Source organism: Stutzerimonas kunmingensis (assembly GCF_032106285.1).
Taxonomy (GTDB): Bacteria; Pseudomonadota; Gammaproteobacteria; order Pseudomonadales; family Pseudomonadaceae; genus Stutzerimonas; species Stutzerimonas kunmingensis_B.
Window position 1 is genome coordinate 1 of record NZ_DAMCPO010000006.1, and the last position, 20,457, is coordinate 20,457.

The window sequence follows — 20,457 nt, forward strand, 5'->3', positions numbered from 1 at the left end:
GCGCCGGCGATGTCTTCTTCGGTGTACGGCACGCCGAGGGTGCGCAGTGCCGACATCTTCTTGGCGGTGTCCTTGCCGTCGAGGGTGTTCTCGACCAGCCACGGGTAGGACGGCATCTTCGATTCGGGCACTACGTTGCGCGGGTTGTACAGGTGCGCGCGGTGCCAGTCATCGGAGTAGCGGCCACCGACACGGGCCAGGTCCGGACCGGTACGCTTGGAGCCCCACAGAAACGGGTGGTCGTAGACGCTTTCGCCAGCAACGGAGTAGTGGCCGTAGCGCTCGGTTTCAGCACGGAACGGACGGATCATCTGCGAGTGGCAGCCGACGCAGCCTTCGCGGATGTACAGATCGCGGCCTTCCAGTTGCAGCGCGGTGTAGGGCTTCATGCCTTCGACCGGCTCGTTGACGGCGTCCTGGAAGAACAGCGGGACGATCTGGGTCAGACCACCGATGCTCACCGCCAGGATCATGAACAGGGTCAGCAGACCAATGTTCTTTTCGAGTACTTCGTGATTCTTCATCTATCCGTTCCTCAAGCGATCTGCGCAGCAGCGTCGTACTGAGCTGCTTTGGCGGCACGCACAGTGCGCCAGGTGTTGTAGGCCATCAGCAGCATGCCGGCGAGGAAGAAGGCACCGCCCAGTGCACGGACGATGAAGCCGGGGTGGCTGGCTTCCAGTGCCTCGACGAAGGAGTAGGTCAGCGTGCCGTCTTCGTTGATTGCGCGCCACATCAGACCCTGGGTGATGCCGTTGACCCACATCGAGGCGATGTAGAGCACGGTGCCGATGGTGGCCAGCCAGAAGTGGGTGTTGATCAGCGCGACGCTGTGCATCTGAGCGCGGCCGAAGACCTTCGGAATCAGGTGATACAGCGCGCCGATGGACACCATGGCAACCCAGCCGAGGGCGCCGGCGTGAACGTGGCCGATGGTCCAGTCGGTGTAGTGCGAGAGGGCGTTGACGGTCTTGATGGCCATCATCGGACCTTCGAAGGTCGACATGCCGTAGAACGCCAGCGATACCACCAGGAAGCGCAGGATCGGGTCGCTGCGCAGTTTGTGCCAGGCGCCCGAGAGGGTCATCATGCCGTTGATCATGCCGCCCCAGCTCGGAGCCAGCAGGATGATCGACATCACCATGCCCAGGCTTTGTGCCCAGTCCGGCAGGGCGGTGTAGTGCAGGTGGTGCGGACCGGCCCAGATATAAAGGGTGATCAGCGCCCAGAAGTGAACGATCGACAGGCGATAGGAATACACCGGGCGCTCGGCCTGCTTCGGCACGAAGTAATACATCATGCCCAGGAAGCCGGTGGTCAGGAAGAAGCCCACGGCGTTGTGGCCGTACCACCATTGCACCATCGCGTCGGTCGCACCCGAATAGATCGAGTAGGACTTGAACCAGGACACCGGGATTTCCAGGTTGTTGACGATGTGCAGCATCGCCGTAACCAGGATGAACGCGCCGAAGAACCAGTTACCGACGTAGATGTGCTTGGCCTTGCGCTTCATGATCGTGCCGAAGAACACGCCGATGTACGACACCCACACCAGCGTGAGCAGGATGTCGATCGGCCACTCCAGTTCCGCGTATTCCTTGGAGCTGGTGAAGCCCTGTGGAAGCGTGATGACTGCAAGCACGATCACAGCCTGCCAACCCCAGAAGGTGAAGGCCGCGAGTCCGTCGGAGAACAGACGCGCCTGGCAAGTGCGCTGAACCACGTAATAGGACGTGGCAAACAGTGCGCAACCACCGAATGCGAAGATAACCGCGTTTGTGTGCAATGGTCGTAGACGGCCGAAGCTCGTCCACGGCAGGTCGAAGTTGAGCGAGGGCCACACCAACTGCGCGGCGATCAAAACACCCAGGCCCATCCCGATGATTCCCCATACCACCGTCATGATGGCGAATTGGCGAACCACCTTATAGTTATAAGCAGTCTCACTTATTGCTGTGCTCATGCAAGGCTTCCACGCTAATGGCATTTTCGAAGGCAAAAACGGCGGCAAGTATGGAGAAAGCATGGGGGCAATGCAAACGACGCCCGGGCTCTCTTTGCTGGCCAAAACCCTGATTTAAAGCGTTTTCCATGCGCTGCGCAGGGATGTTTCGCACCAGGCCGGTGCGCTAGAAATACCGAGTTCGCCTTATGCTTCTAGGTGGTGCGGCGAGTCGGAAGCAAAGCTTAGAAGTGCGTGGGCGGGCGGGGAAGGTCTTCGGTCGGCTGATGATGCGACAGATGGTCGCAGCGCGACGAGAGTTGCCTGAAGACAAGGCGAGAAGGGCGGTACGAGTGTACCGCCCTTTTACGACTTACTGCTTGGCGAGTTGTTCCGGTTTCTGCGACAAGCTGTAGACGTAGGCGGCGAGCAGGTGAACCTTGTCGTCGCCCAGGTACTGCTGCTGGGCAGGCATCTGGCCGTTGCGGCCGTGGCGGATGGTCTGCTGCAGCTGGGCGAGGCTCGAGCCGTAGATCCAGCCGGAGGCATGCTGGAGATTCGGCGCACCCAGTGCCGCCATACCTTCTCCACCCTGGCCGTGGCAGACGGAGCAGGTCTGTGCATAGACCTCTTTGCCTTTGCCCAGATCAGCGTCGGTGCCTTCCGGCAGCGCCAGGCCAGCGAGTTCCTTACGGACGAAGGCTGCCACGTTCTTCACGCCTTCCTCGCCGATAGCCTGACCCCAGGCCGGCATTGCTGCGATACGGCCGTTGAGGATGCTGGTCTTGATCGAGGCTGCATCACCACCCCAGCGCCAGTCATGGTCAGCCAGGTTCGGGAAGCCCAGGGAGCCCTTGGCATCGGAACCATGGCAGATGGCGCAGTAGTTGGCGAACAGGCGAGCACCCATCTTCACGGCTTGCTCGTCCTGAGCGACTTCTGCCACCGACATGGCAGCGTACTTGACGAAGATCGGACCGTATTTTTCATCGGCCTGAGCGACCTCGCGCTCCCACTGCTTTTCCTGAGTCCAGCCACCCTCGTAGCCGGGCAGTACGCCTTTCCAGTTACCCAGGCCCGGATAGAGCACGAGGTAAAGGATGCCGAACACCAGGGTGCCGATGAACAGCAGGAACCACCAGCGCGGCAGCGGGTTGTCGTATTCCTCGATGCCGTCGAAGGCATGACCCATCGTTTGGTCCGTGGTGCCGGCCGACTCGCCCTTGCGGGTGGCGAAGATCAGCCAGAACAGAGCGACGATGGTGCCCAGCGTCAGCAGGGCGATGTATCCACTCCAGAAAGTGCTCATGTGCTACTCCTGGACAGCCCGAGCAACTCTGGCTGTCCGCGATTGAAGTCCCTGACGGCTGGCTTGGCAGCCGTCATTTTTCTTGGCTGCGATTAGCGCTTGTTGGTCAGAGCCGTGCCGAGCACCTGCAGATAGGCCACCATGGCGTCCATCTCAGTCTTGCCCTTGACGGAGTCACGAGCGCCGGCGATGTCTTCTTCGGTGTACGGCACGCCGAGGGTGCGCAGTGCCGACATCTTCTTGGCGGTGTCCTTGCCGTCGAGGGTGTTCTCGACCAGCCACGGGTAGGACGGCATCTTCGATTCGGGCACTACGTTGCGCGGGTTGTACAGGTGCGCGCGGTGCCAGTCATCGGAGTAGCGGCCACCGACACGGGCCAGGTCCGGACCGGTACGCTTGGAGCCCCACAGAAACGGGTGGTCGTAGACGCTTTCGCCAGCAACGGAGTAGTGGCCGTAGCGCTCGGTTTCAGCACGGAACGGACGGATCATCTGCGAGTGGCAGCCGACGCAGCCTTCGCGGATGTACAGATCGCGGCCTTCCAGTTGCAGCGCGGTGTAGGGCTTCATGCCTTCGACCGGCTCGTTGACGGCGTCCTGGAAGAACAGCGGGACGATCTGGGTCAGACCGCCGATGCTCACCGCCAGGATCATGAACAGGGTCAACAGCCCGACGTTCTTTTCTAGTTTCTCGTGCGATTTCATTTACCTAGGCTCCTCAGGCGATCTGCGCGGCAGCGTCGTACTCGGCGGGCTTGGCAGCCTGCACGGTGCGCCAGGTGTTGTAGGCCATCACCAGCATGCCGGCGAAGAAGATCGCACCACCGATCATGCGCACCACGAAACCGGGGTGGCTGGCTTCCAGTGCTTCGACGAAGGAGTAGGTCAGCGTGCCGTCGTCGTTGATCGCGCGCCACATCAGGCCCTGGGCGATACCGTTGACCCACATCGAGGCGATGTAGAGCACGGTGCCGATGGTGGCCAGCCAGAAGTGGGTGTTGATCAGCGCGACGCTGTGCATCTGAGCGCGGCCGAAGACCTTCGGAATCAGGTGATACAGCGCGCCGATGGACACCATGGCAACCCAGCCGAGGGCGCCGGCGTGAACGTGGCCGATGGTCCAGTCGGTGTAGTGCGAGAGGGCGTTGACGGTCTTGATGGCCATCATCGGACCTTCGAAGGTCGACATGCCGTAGAACGCCAGCGATACCACCAGGAAGCGCAGGATCGGGTCGCTGCGCAGTTTGTGCCAGGCGCCCGAGAGGGTCATCATGCCGTTGATCATGCCGCCCCAGCTCGGAGCCAGCAGAATCAGCGACATCACCATGCCCAGGCTCTGCGCCCAATCCGGCAGAGCGGTGTAGTGCAGGTGGTGCGGACCGGCCCAGATGTAGACGGTGATCAGTGCCCAGAAGTGGACGATCGACAGGCGGTAGGAATACACCGGACGTTCGGCCTGCTTCGGCACGAAGTAGTACATGATCCCGAGGAAGCCGGCGGTGAGGAAGAAGCCCACGGCGTTGTGGCCGTACCACCACTGCACCATCGCATCGGTCGCACCGGCATACAGCGAGTAGGACTTCATCGCACTGACCGGGATTTCCAGGTTGTTGACGATGTGCAGAATGGCCACGGTCAGGATGAAGGCGCCGAAGAACCAGTTACCGACGTAGATGTGCTTGACCTTGCGCGTCGCCAGCGTACCGAAGAAGACGACCGCATAGGCCACCCAGACGATGGTGATCAGGATGTCGATCGGCCACTCCAGTTCCGCATATTCCTTGGAGCTGGTGAAGCCCAGCGGCAGGGAGATCGCGGCGAGCAGGATGACCAGCTGCCAGCCCCAGAACGTGAACGCGGCCAACTTCGGCGCGAACAGTGTGGTCTGACAGGTACGCTGTACCGAGTAGTAGGAAGTTGCAAACAGAGCACAGCCGCCGAAGGCGAAGATCACCGCGTTGGTGTGCAATGGACGTAGACGACCGAAACTGGTCCAGGGGAGGTCAAGGTTCAGAAATGGCCAGGCCAATTGTGCTGCGATGAAAACGCCGAGCCCCATCCCGACGATTCCCCACACCACCGTCATGATGGCGAATTGGCGGACCACCTTGTAACTGTAGGCGGTACTGGTTGCTGTGTTCATGTATGGGCTTCCATCCACGGGTAATGAGCAGTTTTTTCTTTCTAATAGAAAGCGGGGCAAGGATGGGGAAAGGGCAATCTGCCGGTATTGACGCGGGTCAATACACACAAAGTGACAAAGGGTATCTCGTCAGGTGGAACCGGCCGTCTGGCGGCGCATGGGTGAGCCTGATCCTGGCGCATGGTGCAGGCGCACCGATGGACAGCCCGTTCATGGAACAAATGGCTGCGCGCCTTGCTGCGCGCGGGATAGCGGTTTGCCGATTCGAGTTCGCCTACATGGCGGCGCGACGTGCCGGGGCAGGCAAGCGGCCGCCCAGTCCACAGGCTCAATTGTTGGCCCAATGGCGTGAAGTCCATGCCCTGGTGCGACAGCAGGCCACAGGACCGCTGGCCATCGGTGGCAAGTCGATGGGGGGGCGAATGGCCAGTTTGCTGGCCGATGAGTTGGGCGCGGACGCGCTGGTCTGCCTGGGTTATCCGTTCTATGCCGCCGGCAAGCCGGAAAAGCCTCGGGTGGCGCATCTCGCCACGCTACAGACGCCGACCCTGATTGTCCAGGGTGAGCGCGACGCCTTGGGTGATCATGAAACGGTGGCGCAGTACGCGCTATCCCTGGCGATTGCGCTGCACTGGCTGGCCGCCGCCGATCACGATCTCAAACCGCTGAAACGCTCGGGCCTGAGCCACGACCAGCACCTCGACAGTACTGCCGATGCGATTGCCGCGTTTCTCCAGGGTGTGATCTCGAACTGAGCGCTGCCTGCAGCCGGATCGATCGATACCGGCTGCGGCTTTTCCTAGCGGTTGAAGCGCTCGACCAGGGCGTACTGCCCTTGCGCCGTGGCGGCGAGGTCCTCGCTGAGCAGCGCAGAGCTGCGCGCGTCACCAGTGGTCTGTTCGGCCAGCTGGGCGATGGTGCTGACGTTGTTGCTGATCTCGTCGGCTACCGCGCTCTGCTGCTCCGTCGCGGACGCGATCTGCGTGGTCATGTCGATGATATTGCCCATCGCCTCATTGATCCCGCTGAGGGCCTGATCGGCCTGGATCACCTGATCGACGCCGCGCGTCGCATGCACTCGGCCATCCTCGGTGGTCTGCACGGCGTGCCGCGCCTGCGACTGAAGCTTCTCGATCAGTTGGTGGATCTCACCCGTGGCACTGGCCGTTCGTTGGGCAAGCTGGCGGACTTCGTCGGCGACCACCGCGAAGCCGCGGCCACTTTCACCGGCACGCGCAGCCTCGATCGCGGCGTTGAGTGCCAGCAGGTTGGTCTGGTCGGCGATGCTCTTGATCACATCGACCACGCTGCCGATCGCCTCGCTGTCGTTGGCCAGTTGGTTGACCGCCTCGCCCGTCTTGGCGACGGACTCGGATAGCTGCTGAATGGCCTTGCGTGTCTCGGCAGTGACCGCACGGCCCTGATCGGTGAGGCGGCTTGCCTCTCGGGTCGCGTCGGCGGCCAGCGCTACGTTGCCGGCGACCTCCTGCGTCGTCGCGGCCATCTCGTTGATCGCCGTTGCGACCTGCTCGGTTTCCTGATGCTGCTGCACGAGGCCATTGGCGCAGTTCTGTGCCAGCGAGTCGGCCTGTTTGGCTTGGCCCTGCAACTGCACGGCCATGTCCTGCAAGCGCGTGAGGCAGGTCTTCAGATGCGCGTGCTGGCTGAGCATCGCCATTTCCAGCTGGGCTTCGACGCCGCTGCTGTCGGTATACATACGCGCGATGAGTGGGTCACTGGTGCTCTGGCTCGCCAGCTGCAACAGGCGCTTTATGCCACGTTGCTGCCAGTGCAGCGCGACTAGGCCGAACGGTACGGCCAGCAGCGCGGCGGCGATGAACCCCAATGCATGATCGAAGCTGGCCCCGACCAGAAATCCTATCTGGCTGATGACCAGAAACGGCAGCCATTTGCTCAGTACGGGCAGCCAGGTGTCGCGGCGGGGCACGCCGGACTTGCCGGAATTGATGCGAGCATACAGGGCTTCGGCTCGCTGAACCTGTTCGCGGGTCGGTTTGGTACGCACCGACTCATAGCCTGTTACCTGGCGCTGCTGATCGAAAATGGGCGTGACGTAGGCGTTGACCCAATAATGGTCGCCGGTCTTGCGCCGGTTCTTGACGATGCCCATCCACGGCTTGCCCTGCTTGAGGGTCGTCCACATGTGGTCGAACACGGCCGGCGGCACATCTGGATGGCGTACCAGGTTATGTGGTGCGCGGATCAGTTCGTCACGAGCGAAGCCGCTGACTTCGGCGAATATGTCATTACAGTAGGTGATCTGACCTTTGAGGTCGGTGGTCGAGATGAGACGTTGCTGGTCAGGAAAGGCGTATTCACGCTGGGTTACGGGCTGGTTGTTACGCATCGACTATCACGCCTGGCAGAGAAATCGTAGGGTGGCGCACCCGACCTTTATATTTTTCTAAGCGGTCGGGCTGACCAGTTGGTCGGCCGGAGACTGGCGTTCTTGAGCGAAAGCTGATTCCGGGATCAGCTTCTATCGCCCACAGGCGACCAACGGCAACAAAGGCTTAATGGTTTTGTCACGAGTTTTCGCCATTGTCGGCGCATGCCCGGATGCTTCGCGATGCGAAGTAGCTTGAGGGAGCCGGGCAACGGGCAGGGATGTCAGGGCAGCTGGAAAACCACTCGCCGAAGGACCGGAAACGCCGATGCGAAAGGACTCGCATCGGCGTTTCCGGTTTTCGATCAGCTTCCGATGAGCTGGCGCAGAACGTAGTGCAGAATGCCGCCCGCCTTGAAGTACTGCACTTCATTGAGCGTATCGATGCGGCTCAGCACCTGGAACGAATCACGCGAGCCATCGGCGCGCTCAACGTCCACGGTCAGCATCTGGCGTGGCGCGATATCGGCGCCAAGGCCGCGGATCGACAACTTCTCCGTGCCGTTCAGGCCTAGCGACTGGCGCGTCTGATCATCGACGAACTGCAACGCCAGCACGCCCATACCGATCAGGTTGGAGCGATGGATACGCTCGAAGCTCTCTGCGATGACCGCCTTGACACCCAGCAGATTGGTGCCCTTGGCCGCCCAGTCGCGGCTGGAGCCAGTGCCATACTCCTTGCCGGCGACCACTACCAGTGGGACGCCTTCGGCCTGGTAACGCATGGCTGCATCATAGATCGAAAGCTTCTCGCCACTCGGCTGATGGAGTGTGTTGCCGCCTTCCTCCCCGCCAAGCATCTCGTTCTTGATGCGGATATTGGCGAAGGTGCCGCGCATCATCACCTCGTGGTTGCCGCGGCGCGAACCATAGGAGTTAAAGTCCTCCGGCGCCACGCCTAGCGACTGCAAATAGGTGCCAGCCGGTGAGCTGGCCTTGATATTGCCAGCAGGGGAAATGTGGTCGGTGGTGATCGAGTCGCCGAACAAGGCCAGTACGCGAGCGTTCTCGACATCTGCCGGCGGGGTCGGAGCCTGGCCGATATCCTCGAAGTAGGGTGGGTTCTGCACGTAGCTGGAGCCTGCGTCCCACGCGTAGGTGTCCCCGGCGCTGACCGGAATCTTTTGCCAGTGCTCGTCGCCGCTGAACACGTCGGCGTAGCGGCTGCGGAACATTTCGCCATCGATGCTCGCTACCGCTTCGGCGATTTCCGCGCTGCTTGGCCAGATGTCCTTCAGGTACACCGGCTCGTTCTGCGCGTCATAGCCCAGCGGTTCGCGGTCCATGTCGATGCGTGTGGTGCCGGCCAGTGCAAAGGCGACCACCAGCGGCGGCGAGGCCAGCCAGTTGGCCTTGACCAACGGATGTACGCGCCCTTCGAAGTTACGGTTGCCAGACAGTACGGAAGAAACGATCAGATCGTTATCTGTGATCGCCTGGCCGATGGCATCCGGCAGCGGCCCGGAGTTGCCGATGCAGGTGGTGCAGCCGTAGCCCACCAGGTTGAAGCCGAGCTCGTCGAGATAGCGGGTCAGGCCAGCACGCTCGAGGTAGTCGGTCACCACCTTCGAGCCGGGCGCCAGAGAGGTTTTGACCCAGGGTTGGCGTTGCAGGCCGCGCTCGATGGCCTTCTTGGCGACCAGGCCGGCGGCCATCAGCACGTTCGGGTTCGAAGTATTGGTGCAGGAGGTGATGGCAGCGATCACTACTGCGCCATGCTTGAGCTGGAACTGTTCACCAGCGACCGCAAAATCGGTATCGGCCTGTTGCTGGCGCCCGCTGGTCTCCAGCAGCAGATCGAAATTCGCGCCGATGTCGCCAAGGGTCACGCGATCCTGGGGTCGTTTCGGTCCGGCCACGGACGGGCGTACCTGGCCGAGATCGAGTTCCAGCGTGGCGGTGAACTCCGGGTCGGGCGAATTGGTGTCGCGCCACATGCCTTGTGCCTTGCTGTAGGCCTCGACCAGCGCGATGCGCTCTTCGTTGCGACCGGTCAGGCGCAGGTAATCGATGGTCACTTGGTCGACCGGGAAGAAGCCACACGTGGCCCCATACTCCGGCGCCATGTTGCCGATGGTGGCGCGGTCGGCCAGCGGGAGGTGATCCAGGCCGGGGCCGAAGAACTCGACAAACTTTCCGACCACGCCGTGCTTGCGCAGCATCTGCGTCACGGTCAGCACCAGATCGGTGGCGGTGACACCCTCGTTGAGCTTGCCGGTCAGGCGGAAGCCGATCACTTCCGGGATCAGCATCGACACCGGCTGACCGAGCATTGCCGCTTCGGCTTCGATACCGCCAACGCCCCAGCCGAGCACGCCGAGGCCGTTGATCATGGTGGTGTGCGAGTCGGTGCCGACCAGGGTATCCGGATAGGCATAGGTTTCGCCGTTCTCTTCGCGGGTCCAGACCACCTGGCCGAGGTATTCCAGATTCACCTGGTGACAGATGCCGGTGCCCGGTGGCACTACGGCGAAGTTGTCGAATGCCTGCTGGCCCCAGCGCAGGAACTCGTAGCGCTCGCCGTTGCGCTGCATCTCGATCGCGACGTTCTGCTCGAATGCCTGATCGTTGCCGAAACGGTCGACCATCACCGAGTGGTCGATGACCAGGTCCACCGGCGACAGCGGGTTGATCTTCTGCGGATCACCGCCAGCTTTGGCGACGGCGTCGCGCATGGCTGCAAGATCGACGACCGCCGGGACGCCGGTGAAGTCCTGCATCAGTACGCGGGCAGGGCGATACTGGATCTCCATCGTGGAACTGCGGGTATCCAGCCAGCTCACCAGGGATTTCAGGTCGTCGGCGCGCACCGTCTGGTTGTCTTCCCAGCGCAGCAGGTTTTCCAGCAGCACCTTCAGTGACGTGGGCAGGCGGCTGATATCGCCGAGTTGGGCGGCTGCGTCGGGCAGGCTGTAGTAGTGGTAGGTCTTGCCGGCAACTTCGAGGCTGCGGCGGCAATTCAGGCTATCCAGGGAAGGCATTCCTCATCTCCTTGTGCCCACACGGTAAGGGCTGGCTGATGAACGAGCGGTGAAACCCATGGGGCTTCGCTACTGCACTGGACCGGGTCATGCAGGCGAGGGTTCCCGTGGTCGGCTATGATGCGCGGCTTTGGCGCTGGCCCGACCGCTGACAGGATTCGAACATGAACACATTGCTGCTGCATTGCCGCCCCGGTTTCGAGGGCGAGGTTTGTGCGGAAATCAGCGAGCACGCCGCTGTCCTGGAAGTGGCCGGCTACGCCAAGGCGCGGCCCGAGAGTGCCTGTGCGGAATTCATCTGCAGCGAAAGTGGCGGCGCCGAGCGGCTGATGCGCAAGCTGCGTTTCGCCGAACTGATCTTTCCGCGGCAATGGGCGCGCGGCGAGTATCTGCAACTTCCTGAAACGGATCGTATCAGCGTCCTGCTGGAGTATCTGGCGAGCTATCCGGTGTGCAGCAGCCTGTGGCTGGAAGTGCTGGATACCAACGACGGCAAGGAGCTTTCCAACTTCTGCCGCAAGTTCGAGGCGCCGCTACGCAAGGCACTGATCAAGGCCGGCCGCCTCGACGAGCAGGGCAACGGCCCGCGACTGTTGCTGACCTTCAAGAGTGGCCGTGAGGTGTTCGTCGGTATTGCCGAGGTGAACAACAGCGCCTTGTGGCCGATGGGTATCCCGCGACTGAAGTTCCCGCGCCAGGCGCCCAGCCGCTCCACGCTCAAGCTGGAAGAGGCCTGGCACCATTTCATCCCGCGCGACCAGTGGGATGCGCGTTTGGCGGCGGGCATGACCGGCGTCGATCTCGGCGCAGCGCCGGGTGGCTGGACCTGGCAGCTGGTCAACCGACACATCAAGGTCAGCGCCGTGGACAACGGCCCGATGAGCGCCGAGCTGATGGATTCCGGGCTGGTCGAACATTTCCGTGCCGACGGCTTCACGTTTCGCCCGCGCAAGCCGGTGAACTGGATGGTCTGCGATATCGTCGAAAAGCCGGCGCGCAATGCTGCACTGCTGGAAACCTGGATCGGCGAAGGCTTGTGCCGCGAAGCGGTGGTCAACCTCAAACTGCCGATGAAGCAGCGCTATGCCGAGGTCAAGCGGCTGCTGGAGCGCATCGCCGATGGCCTGGCCGCGCGCGGCGTCAAGGCCAGCATCGGCTGCAAGCAGCTGTACCACGACCGCGAAGAGGTGACCTGCCACCTGCGGCGTCTCTGATCAGCCAGCGGATGACCCGCCTGCGCGCATGCGTAACAATGCACGCCAGTTTTCCGGAGCCCAAGATGACCCAATCAGCTGAAATGTCCGTCGATGCCGTGCTCGATGCCAGCGGCCTGAACTGCCCCGAGCCGGTGATGATGTTGCACAACAAGGTGCGCGATCTGGCCGGTGGTGCGCTGCTCAAGGTGATTGCGACCGATCCCTCGACCCAGCGAGATATTCCGAAGTTCTGCATCTTTCTTGGTCATGACCTGGTCGAGCAGCAGGAAGCGGCTGGCACCTACCTCTACTGGATTCGCAAGAAGAGCGAGTGAGCGAGGCGGCTGCAGGCTCGTTCGCAGCCTCAGCCCAGCTCCTCCCGGGCAGCACCCGTTTGCTGGCGCCGCCACATGCGGGTCAGCCAGCGCCAGGCGATCCAGCCCCCGCCGATCAGATAGATAAGCCCACCGGGTACCCACATGATCAGGCCGGCGAGTTGCTGGTCGTCCACCGAGCGACCTTCGCCATAGAACGAGACGGTGCCGAAGGTTAGCAGGGCGCCCAGCAGGCCGGTGTGCATCAGCGTCAGCAACACGGCCATCAACGCCTGGGGCACCTGCTTCGGATTGGCGCGCAGCACCGACCACCAGAACAGCCAGCCGGTGAACAGAAAGCACGCATGTTCAAAGGCGTGCCACCAGAGGTTGTCCAGCGCCAGCACATAGAGCTTCGGCGTGTGCCAGATCCAGATGATCGCACCATGCAGCAGCGCCAGCAGCGTGGGGTAGCGGCCGGCGCGCAGAATGCCGGTCCACAGCGGCTGGGCAAAGCGGCCGGTGACGCCGCGCCATTGCGGCAGCGGCCGGGCCAGCGCCCACAGCGGCGCGATCACGATGATGAACAGCATGTGCTGGGTCATGTGCCAGCTGGTGCTGCTTTCCGCCCAGTCGTCGATGGGGCCGAAAACCGAGAACACCGCCAGCAGCATGGCGCTGTGAAAGCAGAGGGCCTCGCTCCGCCGCGGCGGTACCTTGCGGGCGCCCAGCACATAGAGCAGCCAGGCGGCCGCGACCAGCACCGCCGTGAGCAGCAATGGCGCGCGGTCCAGCAGGTGGGCATCGAAAAGGCCATGGGCCTGCGCCGATACCGGCAGGAAGATGGCGGTCAAGGCTGCAGCGGCTGCCCAGCGCATCGGGGGCCGAATTACAGGCATGGCGGAATCTGCAGCAGCGGAATGCCAACGAACAGGGTCGCCAGCGCCGCGATGAAGTGAATGCCGGCAGCCAGCTTGGTGACGAACTGCTGGCGTTCGTTCAACTGCTCCGGTCCCCGTGACAGGCGCCAGAAGTAGCGCGCCATCCACAACAGTAATCCGAGCGTAAGCAGGGTCAGCACGCCGAGGCTGCCGTTCAGCCAGTTCCATACGCCGTCCGCGGGGTCCGGTGGGCTCACCTTGCAGATCACCGCCTGGCCACCGTACATCGCGACAAACCACAGGCTCCAGATGATCAGGCCGATCGGGATCTGCACCGGGTGAAAGGGCGACGTGCGTGCATAGGCCATCAGGCACCTCCCCAGGTCGCCGGGAACAACACGATCGCCGCATAGCTGACCCACAGCACACCCAGGTTGTAGTACCAGAGCTGCTCGACCACGATGGGCTCGTATGGCGCTTTGTCGCCCACGTAACCGAGGGCTACCCGCCACGCCTGCAGGCCGGTCAGCACCGCTGCCAGCGTGCAATGAATCAGGTTGTACGCCAGCATTACGAAGATCACTGCATCGTGGGCCGTTTCGGTCGGTGCCAAACCGGCCGATAGCATCAGCCAGAGCAGCAGCGCCGATTGAATGAAGGCGACGATCGCCAACACGGCAAGTTGCCCCATCAGCCCGCGATGCATACCGGCGCGCAGACGCTTGATCAGCTGGTGCAGCCAGAGCGTGCCGGCACTCAGTAACACGGTGCTGGCCAGCATCAACCAACCGTTCAGGTCGCTGTCCGGCACCTGCCATTGCGGCGACACGGTCCACAGATAGAACCAGCCGAACAGCAGCGAAAGGTACAGCGCGCCATTGGCTAGCAGCGTCACGCCCATGCCCCACAGGCCCGGGCCGTCGAACGTACGCGAGTGCAGCGGTGGCTCGCCCGGTTGGGTATGGGCGTCCGGCGCGGCAGCAGGATGGGCGCCGTTTTCCCAGGACCAGCGCAGCAGCACGATCAGGGTCGCCACGGTGGCGATGATCGCGAGGATGTACGCTTTGTTCAGCAGGCTCAGGCAGAGCACCGCAAGGAACACCGAGGCAATGAACGGCAGCCAGCTGTTGCCAGGCAAATGAATGATCTCGCGGACCTTGCCCGTCAGCGGATCACTGCCCCAGGTCTCCCGTCGACCGTGGTCGATCACCGTCAGCGCATGTTCGCCGCGGGCGATGCTGTCGGGCAGGTTCGGGTCTTTCCACAACGGATGACGGTCCGTCACGTCGGGCAGGCTGACGAAGTTGTACGCGCTGGGCGGCAGGCTGGTGGCCCACTCGAGGGTATCGGCTTTCCAGGGATTCTCCGGTGCCGGGATGCCGAAGCGGAAATGCAGGATGATGTCCAGCAGGATAGTGGCGACACCCACGGCCATGATGAAGCTGCCGATCGACGACACCAGGTTGGGCATGTCCCAGCCGAGGCCGGTGTCATAGGTGTAGACACGCCGAGGCATGCCGATCAGGCCCGTCCAGTGCATGATCATGAAGGTCACGTTGAAGCCGATGAAGAACAGCCAGAAGCCCCAGCGGCCGAGCTTTTCCGACGGCATGCGCCCGGAGAAGTGCGGCAGCCAGTAGTACAGACCGGCCATCAGCGGGAACAACATGCCGCCCACCAGCACGTAGTGCATGTGCGCGACGACGAAATGGGTGTCGTGTACCTGCCAGTCGAACGGCACCAGCGCCAGCATTACCCCGGTCAGGCCGCCGGCGACGAAGACGATCAGAAAGCCCACCAGCCAGAGCATTGGCACTCTGTACACCGGTTTGCCGAGCCAGAGCGTCGCCAGCCAGGCGAAGATCTGCACGCCGGTCGGGATTGCCACCAGCATGCTCGCCGCCGAGAAGAATGCCGTGGCCAGCTGCGGAATGCCCACCGTGAACATGTGGTGCACCCATAGTCCGAAGCTGATGAAGCCGGTGGTCAGTACGCCCAGCACGACCCAGCGGTAGCCCACCAGCGGGCGCTGGCAGAACACTGGAATCAGCGTGGAGACGATGCCGGCGCCGGGCAGGAAGATGATGTACACCTCCGGGTGACCGAACAGCCAGAACAGGTGCTGCCAGAGCACCGGATCGCCACCGCGGGCGACATCGAAGAACGGCATGCCGGCCGCGCGTTCCAGTTCCAGCAGGATCGAGCCGAGGATCAGCGGCGGAAAGCCGACCACGATCATCATCGCCATCACCAGGATGTACCAGGCGTACAGCGGCATCTTGTGCAGCGCCATGCCGTTGGTGCGGGTGCGCAGGATCGATACCACCAGCTCGACGCCGGCGGATACCGCGGAAATTTCGACGAAGGTGATGCCCAGCAGCCAGAAATCCGAGTTCACCCCCGGCGTATGTGCCGAGCTGGACAGCGGCGTGTACATGAACCAGCCGGCCTTGGGCGCGACGTCGAGAAAGATGCTCGACAGCAGGATCAGCCCGCCGAACAGGTAGCAGTAGTAGCCCAGGGCGGAAAGGCGCGGGAAAACCAGGTCGCGGGCACCGATCATCTTCGGGATCAGGTAGACCGCCAACCCCTCCATCATCGGCACCGCGAAGAGGAACATCATCACCGTGCCGTGCATGGTGAAGACCTGGTTGTAGACGTCCGGCTCCATTAGCTCGTAGCCGGGGAGGGCGAGCTGGGTGCGGATCAGCATCGCCAGCAGGCCGCCGACGAGGAAGAAGAAGGCTCCGGTGACCAGAAAGCGCAGACCGATGCTGGTGTGGTTGACGATGGTCAGCGCACGCCAACCACGGGGGTTGCCCCAGACCTCGTTGAACTGGTCCTGCAACTGGTCGAGATCGGTGGCGGGCGCGCCGCTCTTCGGGGTCGGTGTCATGGAGCGAGTGTCTCCAGCCAGTCGGCAAGCTGGCCGAGGGTTTCTTCGGGAATGTCGTCGTGCCGCGGCATGGCGTTGCCGTGCTTGAGGCTCTGGTGATCGCTCAGCCAGCGGCGCAGGCCGTCCGCATCGTTGGCGATCACGCCGGCGCCGAGGCTCGGACGGGTGGCGAGATCGCTCAGGTCCGGTGCGCGATTGCCCTCGCTGACGCCAGTGACGCGGTGGCATTGCCCGCAGCGCTCAGCGAAGACGCGACCGGCATCGCCGCTGGGTGGCTGGTGCTGCAGCTCACGGCGGGTCTCGATCCAGCTGGCAAAAGCGTCAGCTTCCAGCGCCTCTACGTGCAGAATCATGTGCGCATGCTGACTGCCGCAGAACTCCGAGCATTGCCCGCGGAAAATCCCGCTCTGCGCGGCCTGCACACGCAGGGTGTTGGTCCGGCCGGGAACCATGTCCAGCTTGCCGCCCAGGCGTGGCACCCAGAACGAGTGGATCACGTCCGCGCTGGTGACCTCGACGTCCACCGGGCGATCGACCGGCAGGATGAATTGGTTGGCCGTCACCACCCCGCTTTCCGGGTAGCGCACCTCCCACCACCATTGGTGGCCGATGACCTGGATGCGCAGCGGCTGCTCGCCCTCGAGCGGCAGTGGCAGCATGCCGCGCCCGGTGGGAATGCCGAACGCCAGCAGGGCGATGATGGTGACGGTGGGCAGGATCAGGCCGCCGCCGATGATCCAGCGACGATTGATCCGTTTGGCTTCTTCGGCGGTGTGCGTTCGCGGGCGGCGCAGCATCGCGTAGATCCACAGCGCGCTCACTACCAGCAGCACCACCACGGAAAAGCCGAACATCGCCCACCAGACGTTCGCCACGTCGCGGGCCATCGGGCCGGCCGGTGAAAGCGCCGATTGCGGACCGTCGCAGGCCGCGAGTAAAGGAACTGCCAGCGCCAGTGTGGTCCATTTGAAAGGGTTGCCGTCTCGCCTCGTCGCACGTACGGCTCGTTTCACTTCAATGCCTGGGAGGGCTGGATGGCCATAGAACGCGAGTCCATCAATAGCAACGCCGCCATTGGTGGCCATCCGCTGCACCCGATGATGATCCACTTTCCGGTCGCCGCGCTGATCGGGCTGGTGCCGGCCGACCTGGCCTACTTGTGGACACTCGACGAGTTCTGGTGGCGCGCAGGGTTGTGGCTGTCGGGCGTCGGCGCGATCGGCGGCTGGATCGCCAGCATTGCCGGCATCATCGACCTGGTTTCGGTCCAGCAGATCCGCCGCAAGGTCACCGCCTGGTGCCATGCGATCCTCGCGGTGATGATGCTCTCGCTGGCCTCGTTGAACTGGCTGCTGCGCTACCAGGGCTTGGATAGTGGAGACGGCGACGCGATGTGGGGGCTGTATCTCTCGCTGCTCACGGCCGTGCTGATTTCCCTGGCCGCTTTCCTTGGCGGGCGGCTGGTCTACGAGCACGCGGTCGGTGTGGATCTGGATGGCGAGCAGGCGCCCTGAGTCGTCGCTCCGACGTGCCGGAGACGGCCAGCTCGGGCAGGCGGGATGGGAATGGTCGAGGCGGGCCGGGCGATCGGTCATGCGAGGTGGTCATTCCTTGAGTCAGAAGGGTTTGGCCAGTACCAGCCACAGGGTCAGGGCAATCAGAACCGGCACCAGTACTCCCAGCGCCATGCATTGGTATGTGACGCCACGCTCCGGCTGGCGTTCGATGCGCAGCACCAGCACGCCGCACAGTGCGTGACAGAGCGCCATCCCCGTTACCGTCGTGAGTTTCAGGATCAGCCAGCCGGCCAGGGTGCCGTCGCGCAGGAACAGCGCCGTGCCGGAGCCGATGGCCAGCAGTGCGGCGGGGGTGCTGATGAGGGTAAAGACCATGCGGGTGAGGTGGGCATGGTCGCGGTAGAACAGCTGCTCGCTGCGCTTGGTGCCGGCGGCGATCAGGGCCGGCAGATACAGCAGCGAGCCGCACCAGCAGAGCAGAGCGGCGAAGTGCAGCAGTTTGAGCAAGGGCATGCCGGTCTCCATCCTGCCTGATGCGAATCTGAGGATGTGACAGCCCTGCTGGTGGGCAGTTCGGGTGTAATCAGCGAGGTGGCCGCCGCGCGCACGGGGTGGGCGCGGGGTCGCTGCGCTCAGTCTGCCGTGTCCTGCTGCTTCGGCTCGAACAGTTGACTGCCGCAGCGGCTGCAGAAGGCCGCATTGGGCTCATGGGTGAGCTTGTCGCAGGTCGGGCAGCTGTGGCGCAGGCTGTCCTGGCGCATGGCATTCGCCAGCTCGGCGGTGAAGATGCCGGTCGGCACGGCGATGATCGAATAACCAGTGATCATCACCATCGTCGCCAGCGCCTTGCCCAACGGCGTATGCGGAACGATATCGCCGAAGCCGACCGTGGTCAGTGTGACCACCGCCCAGTAGATGCTTATCGGAATGCTGGTGAAGCCATTGCCTGGCCCTTCGATCACATACATCAGCGTGCCGTAAACGATGATCAGGGTGGTTACGCTGACGAGGAAGACGATGATCTTCTGCCGGCTGCCCTGCAGCGCCACCAGCAGGAAGTTCGCCTGGCTCAGGTAGGGCGTGAGCTTGAGTACACGGAAAATCCGCAGCATGCGGACGATGCGTACCACCAGCAGGTACTGCGCATCGGGTAGCAGCAGGGCGATGAAGGCCGGCAGCACCGAGAGCAGGTCCACCGCGCCGTAGAAGCTGAAGATGTATTTGCGTGGCTCGGGGTGGGTGTAGATGCGCACCAGGTATTCCAGGGCGAATATCGTGGTGAATCCCCATTCCAGAGTGGTCAGCAGCTCCCCGTGGCGCTCATTGAAGGAGGCGATGCTGTCGACCATCACCACGACCAGACTGGCGAGGATAATCACCAGCAGCCAGGTATCGAAGCGTTTTCCCGCTGGGGTATTGGTGAAAAAGATGATGACGTATAGCCGTTCGCGCCAGCTCATCGCTTTCAAGGAGTCGTTATCCATTCGCTGTGGTCTCTCGCATGGGTTGCAGGTCAGCGGGTCGCCTGCCAAAGCGGCTCATTAAAGCATTGCGACCGTGATGCTGCATGCCCGGCGGTGGCGCGGACCGCTCGCCGTTGGTAACGTCACTTTGCCTGATTCGCGCTTAGCGCATAGTCTGAATACAGGCGCAGCCAGCAGTTGGAGAGTTCCATGCCCGATTCCCAGTTGGTCGACCCGTTCGGCCGGCGCATCACCTACCTGAGGTTATCGGTAACCGATCGCTGCGATTTTCGCTGCACCTACTGCATGAGTGAAGACATGGTCTTCGCTCCCCGCGCGCAGATACTTACCCTCGAAGAGCTCTATGCCGTGGCCGATGCCTTCATCAGTCTCGGTGTCAAACGCATTCGCGTGACCGGCGGCGAGCCGTTGGTGCGCAAGGGGCTGACCGGCCTGCTGGCGCAACTGGGCGCGCGCAGCGAGCTCGAAGACCTGGCAATCACCACCAATGGTTCACAGCTGCCAAGTCTGGCGCCGGCGCTGCGTGATGCCGGGGTGAAGCGCCTGAACATCAGCCTCGACTCGCTCAAGCGCGACCGCTTCGCCGAACTGACCCGCCGTGACCGCCTCGATCAGGTGCTGGCAGGCATCGAGGCGGCACGCGCTGCTGGCTTCAAGCGGATCAAGCTCAACAGCGTGGTGCAGAAGGGGCGCAACGACGACGAGATTCTCGATCTGGTGGAGTTCGCCATCGAGCGCGGCCTGGATATCAGCTTCATCGAGGAGATGCCGCTGGGCAGCGTGTCCAGTCATCAGCGCCAGATCACCTTCTGCTCGAGTGACGAAGTGCGCGAACGGATCGAGGCGCGGCACACCCTGGTGCGCAGCAGTCACGCTACCGGCGGCCCGTCGCGTTACTGGCAGGTAGCGGGCAGCGAAACACAGGTCGGCTTCATTTCGCCCCACAGCAACAACTTCTGCGGCAGTTGCAACCGCGTCCGCGTGACTGCCGAAGGCAAGCTGGTGCTATGCCTCGGCCACGAGGGTGCGCTGGATCTGAAAAGCCTGATGCGCCGGCATCCGGGCGATGGCGAACGCCTGCGCAATGCGCTGGTGGACGCACTGCAACTCAAGCCGGAGAAACATCACTTCCGCACTGATGAGCAGGTTCAGGTGGTGCGCTTCATGAGCATGACGGGCGGCTGACGAATCGTCTTTCCAGCCCGAGCGCCGCTTGCACTTCTGATGCCTTCACCTGCCACACCGTTCTGTGCGCCGCCACGCTGCGAGCGGAGCCAGGCTGCGTGATAAACTCCCTGGCTTCTTGCCAGTACCCATTCGATGCCAGGATTTCCGATGTTCACGGCGACCCCGCTTGTTCGTTCCCACGCTGACTGCCACGGATAGGC

The 20,457-nt window shown here is 62.9% G+C and carries 18 protein-coding genes; 5 read left to right on the plus strand and 13 right to left on the minus strand.

What is annotated here, in order from left to right; all coding sequences use genetic code 11:
- From ccoO (RT582_RS06475) to ccoN (RT582_RS06495), 5 genes are all read right to left on the minus strand, one after another.
- Positions 1–524 (minus strand): cytochrome-c oxidase, cbb3-type subunit II (ccoO, locus tag RT582_RS06475; protein WP_313476964.1); only part of this gene is annotated, 524 nt, incomplete at its 3' end.
- An 11-nt stretch (positions 525–535) separates the two neighbouring features.
- Entirely contained in the window at positions 536–1,963 is a 1,428-nt protein-coding gene (ccoN, locus tag RT582_RS06480; protein WP_313476965.1) for a cytochrome-c oxidase, cbb3-type subunit I, read from the minus strand.
- 352 nt (positions 1,964–2,315) lie between these two features.
- On the minus strand, positions 2,316–3,251 hold the full coding sequence (ccoP, locus tag RT582_RS06485) for a cytochrome-c oxidase, cbb3-type subunit III (RefSeq protein WP_313476966.1): 936 nt from the start codon (positions 3,249–3,251) through the stop codon (positions 2,316–2,318).
- A gap of 92 nt (positions 3,252–3,343) precedes the next feature.
- Positions 3,344–3,955 carry a cytochrome-c oxidase, cbb3-type subunit II gene (gene ccoO, locus RT582_RS06490; RefSeq protein ID WP_003301811.1) on the minus strand — a complete coding sequence of 204 codons (612 nt, stop codon included), beginning with the start codon at positions 3,953–3,955 and terminating at the stop codon, positions 3,344–3,346.
- A 13-nt stretch (positions 3,956–3,968) separates the two neighbouring features.
- On the minus strand, positions 3,969–5,393 hold the full coding sequence (gene ccoN, locus RT582_RS06495) for a cytochrome-c oxidase, cbb3-type subunit I (protein ID WP_041014122.1): 1,425 nt from the start codon (positions 5,391–5,393) through the stop codon (positions 3,969–3,971).
- A 62-nt stretch (positions 5,394–5,455) separates the two neighbouring features.
- Between ccoN (RT582_RS06495) and RT582_RS06500 the strand changes: the two genes are divergently transcribed.
- Entirely contained in the window at positions 5,456–6,148 is a 693-nt protein-coding gene (locus RT582_RS06500; RefSeq protein ID WP_313477038.1) for an alpha/beta family hydrolase, read from the plus strand.
- Between the two features lie 44 nt (positions 6,149–6,192).
- Here the strand turns inward: RT582_RS06500 and RT582_RS06505 are convergent, their stop codons facing one another.
- Together RT582_RS06505 and acnA are read right to left on the minus strand one after the other, a co-directional pair.
- A complete protein-coding gene (locus RT582_RS06505; protein ID WP_313476967.1) occupies positions 6,193–7,761 on the minus strand; it encodes a methyl-accepting chemotaxis protein in 1,569 nt (522 codons plus the stop codon).
- A 344-nt stretch (positions 7,762–8,105) separates the two neighbouring features.
- Positions 8,106–10,781, minus strand: a complete 2,676-nt coding sequence (gene acnA, locus RT582_RS06510; RefSeq protein WP_313476968.1) for an aconitate hydratase AcnA — start codon at positions 10,779–10,781, stop codon at positions 8,106–8,108.
- Between the two features lie 164 nt (positions 10,782–10,945).
- On the opposite strand from acnA, the gene rlmM reads away from it, so the two are divergent.
- Entirely contained in the window at positions 10,946–11,995 is a 1,050-nt protein-coding gene (rlmM, locus tag RT582_RS06515; RefSeq protein WP_313476969.1) for a 23S rRNA (cytidine(2498)-2'-O)-methyltransferase RlmM, read from the plus strand.
- Between the two features lie 65 nt (positions 11,996–12,060).
- The gene (gene tusA / locus RT582_RS06520) at positions 12,061–12,312 is read left to right on the plus strand and encodes a sulfurtransferase TusA (RefSeq protein WP_014820499.1); all 252 of its coding nucleotides are present in this window, start codon (positions 12,061–12,063) and stop codon (positions 12,310–12,312) included.
- A gap of 29 nt (positions 12,313–12,341) precedes the next feature.
- Here tusA and RT582_RS06525 read toward each other — a convergent pair whose 3' ends face one another.
- From RT582_RS06525 to coxB, 4 genes are read right to left on the minus strand one after another with little or no spacing between them, the layout of a single operon-like run.
- Entirely contained in the window at positions 12,342–13,169 is an 828-nt protein-coding gene (locus RT582_RS06525; RefSeq protein ID WP_014820498.1) for a cytochrome c oxidase assembly protein, read from the minus strand.
- A gap of 11 nt (positions 13,170–13,180) precedes the next feature.
- Positions 13,181–13,540, minus strand: coding sequence for a hypothetical protein (locus RT582_RS06530; RefSeq protein WP_023446301.1), 360 nt, complete (start codon positions 13,538–13,540; stop codon positions 13,181–13,183).
- On the minus strand, positions 13,540–16,068 hold the full coding sequence (ctaD, locus tag RT582_RS06535) for a cytochrome c oxidase subunit I (RefSeq protein WP_313476970.1): 2,529 nt from the start codon (positions 16,066–16,068) through the stop codon (positions 13,540–13,542). The genes RT582_RS06530 and ctaD overlap by 1 nt, the downstream gene beginning before the upstream one ends.
- A complete protein-coding gene (gene coxB, locus RT582_RS06540; RefSeq protein WP_104097466.1) occupies positions 16,065–16,955 on the minus strand; it encodes a cytochrome c oxidase subunit II in 891 nt (296 codons plus the stop codon). The genes ctaD and coxB overlap by 4 nt, the downstream gene beginning before the upstream one ends.
- A 147-nt stretch (positions 16,956–17,102) precedes the next feature.
- Between coxB and RT582_RS06545 the strand changes: the two genes are divergently transcribed.
- A complete protein-coding gene (locus RT582_RS06545) occupies positions 17,103–17,582 on the plus strand; it encodes a DUF2231 domain-containing protein (RefSeq protein ID WP_003301826.1) in 480 nt (159 codons plus the stop codon).
- Positions 17,583–17,684: 102 nt separating this feature from the next.
- Here the strand turns inward: RT582_RS06545 and RT582_RS06550 are convergent, their stop codons facing one another.
- Both RT582_RS06550 and RT582_RS06555 read right to left on the minus strand, forming a co-directional pair.
- A complete protein-coding gene (locus RT582_RS06550) occupies positions 17,685–18,098 on the minus strand; it encodes a CopD family protein (RefSeq protein ID WP_313476971.1) in 414 nt (137 codons plus the stop codon).
- A 119-nt stretch (positions 18,099–18,217) separates the two neighbouring features.
- The gene (locus RT582_RS06555) at positions 18,218–19,069 is read right to left on the minus strand and encodes an ion transporter (RefSeq protein ID WP_313476972.1); all 852 of its coding nucleotides are present in this window, start codon (positions 19,067–19,069) and stop codon (positions 18,218–18,220) included.
- Positions 19,070–19,258: 189 nt separating this feature from the next.
- Here RT582_RS06555 and moaA point away from each other — a divergent pair, with 189 nt between their 5' ends.
- Complete coding sequence (gene moaA / locus RT582_RS06560; protein ID WP_023446296.1) at positions 19,259–20,254, plus strand: GTP 3',8-cyclase MoaA; 996 nt, start codon at positions 19,259–19,261, stop codon at positions 20,252–20,254.
- Positions 20,255–20,457 lie beyond the last annotated feature (203 nt).

Excerpts from the sequence above, each read along its gene's own strand:
- ccoO (WP_003301811.1), bottom strand. The coding sequence starts at position 3,955 with ATGAAATCGCACGAGAAACTAGAAAAGAACGTCGGGCTGTTGACCCTG.
- RT582_RS06530 (WP_023446301.1), bottom strand. The coding sequence starts at position 13,540 with ATGGCCTATGCACGCACGTCGCCCTTTCACCCGGTGCAGATCCCGATC.
- rlmM (WP_313476969.1), top strand. The coding sequence starts at position 10,946 with ATGAACACATTGCTGCTGCATTGCCGCCCCGGTTTCGAGGGCGAGGTT.
- coxB (WP_104097466.1), bottom strand. The coding sequence starts at position 16,955 with ATGGCCCGCGACGTGGCGAACGTCTGGTGGGCGATGTTCGGCTTTTCC.
- RT582_RS06545 (WP_003301826.1), top strand. The coding sequence starts at position 17,103 with ATGGCCATAGAACGCGAGTCCATCAATAGCAACGCCGCCATTGGTGGC.
- RT582_RS06525 (WP_014820498.1), bottom strand. The coding sequence starts at position 13,169 with ATGCGCTGGGCAGCCGCTGCAGCCTTGACCGCCATCTTCCTGCCGGTA.
- ccoN (WP_313476965.1), bottom strand. The coding sequence starts at position 1,963 with ATGAGCACAGCAATAAGTGAGACTGCTTATAACTATAAGGTGGTTCGC.
- tusA (WP_014820499.1), top strand. The coding sequence starts at position 12,061 with ATGACCCAATCAGCTGAAATGTCCGTCGATGCCGTGCTCGATGCCAGC.
- acnA (WP_313476968.1), bottom strand. The coding sequence starts at position 10,781 with ATGCCTTCCCTGGATAGCCTGAATTGCCGCCGCAGCCTCGAAGTTGCC.
- RT582_RS06505 (WP_313476967.1), bottom strand. The coding sequence starts at position 7,761 with ATGCGTAACAACCAGCCCGTAACCCAGCGTGAATACGCCTTTCCTGAC.
- ccoP (WP_313476966.1), bottom strand. The coding sequence starts at position 3,251 with ATGAGCACTTTCTGGAGTGGATACATCGCCCTGCTGACGCTGGGCACC.
- ccoN (WP_041014122.1), bottom strand. The coding sequence starts at position 5,393 with ATGAACACAGCAACCAGTACCGCCTACAGTTACAAGGTGGTCCGCCAA.
- moaA (WP_023446296.1), top strand. The coding sequence starts at position 19,259 with ATGCCCGATTCCCAGTTGGTCGACCCGTTCGGCCGGCGCATCACCTAC.
- RT582_RS06500 (WP_313477038.1), top strand. The coding sequence starts at position 5,456 with ATGGGGAAAGGGCAATCTGCCGGTATTGACGCGGGTCAATACACACAA.
- ctaD (WP_313476970.1), bottom strand. The coding sequence starts at position 16,068 with ATGACACCGACCCCGAAGAGCGGCGCGCCCGCCACCGATCTCGACCAG.
- RT582_RS06550 (WP_313476971.1), bottom strand. The coding sequence starts at position 18,098 with ATGCCCTTGCTCAAACTGCTGCACTTCGCCGCTCTGCTCTGCTGGTGC.
- RT582_RS06555 (WP_313476972.1), bottom strand. The coding sequence starts at position 19,069 with ATGGATAACGACTCCTTGAAAGCGATGAGCTGGCGCGAACGGCTATAC.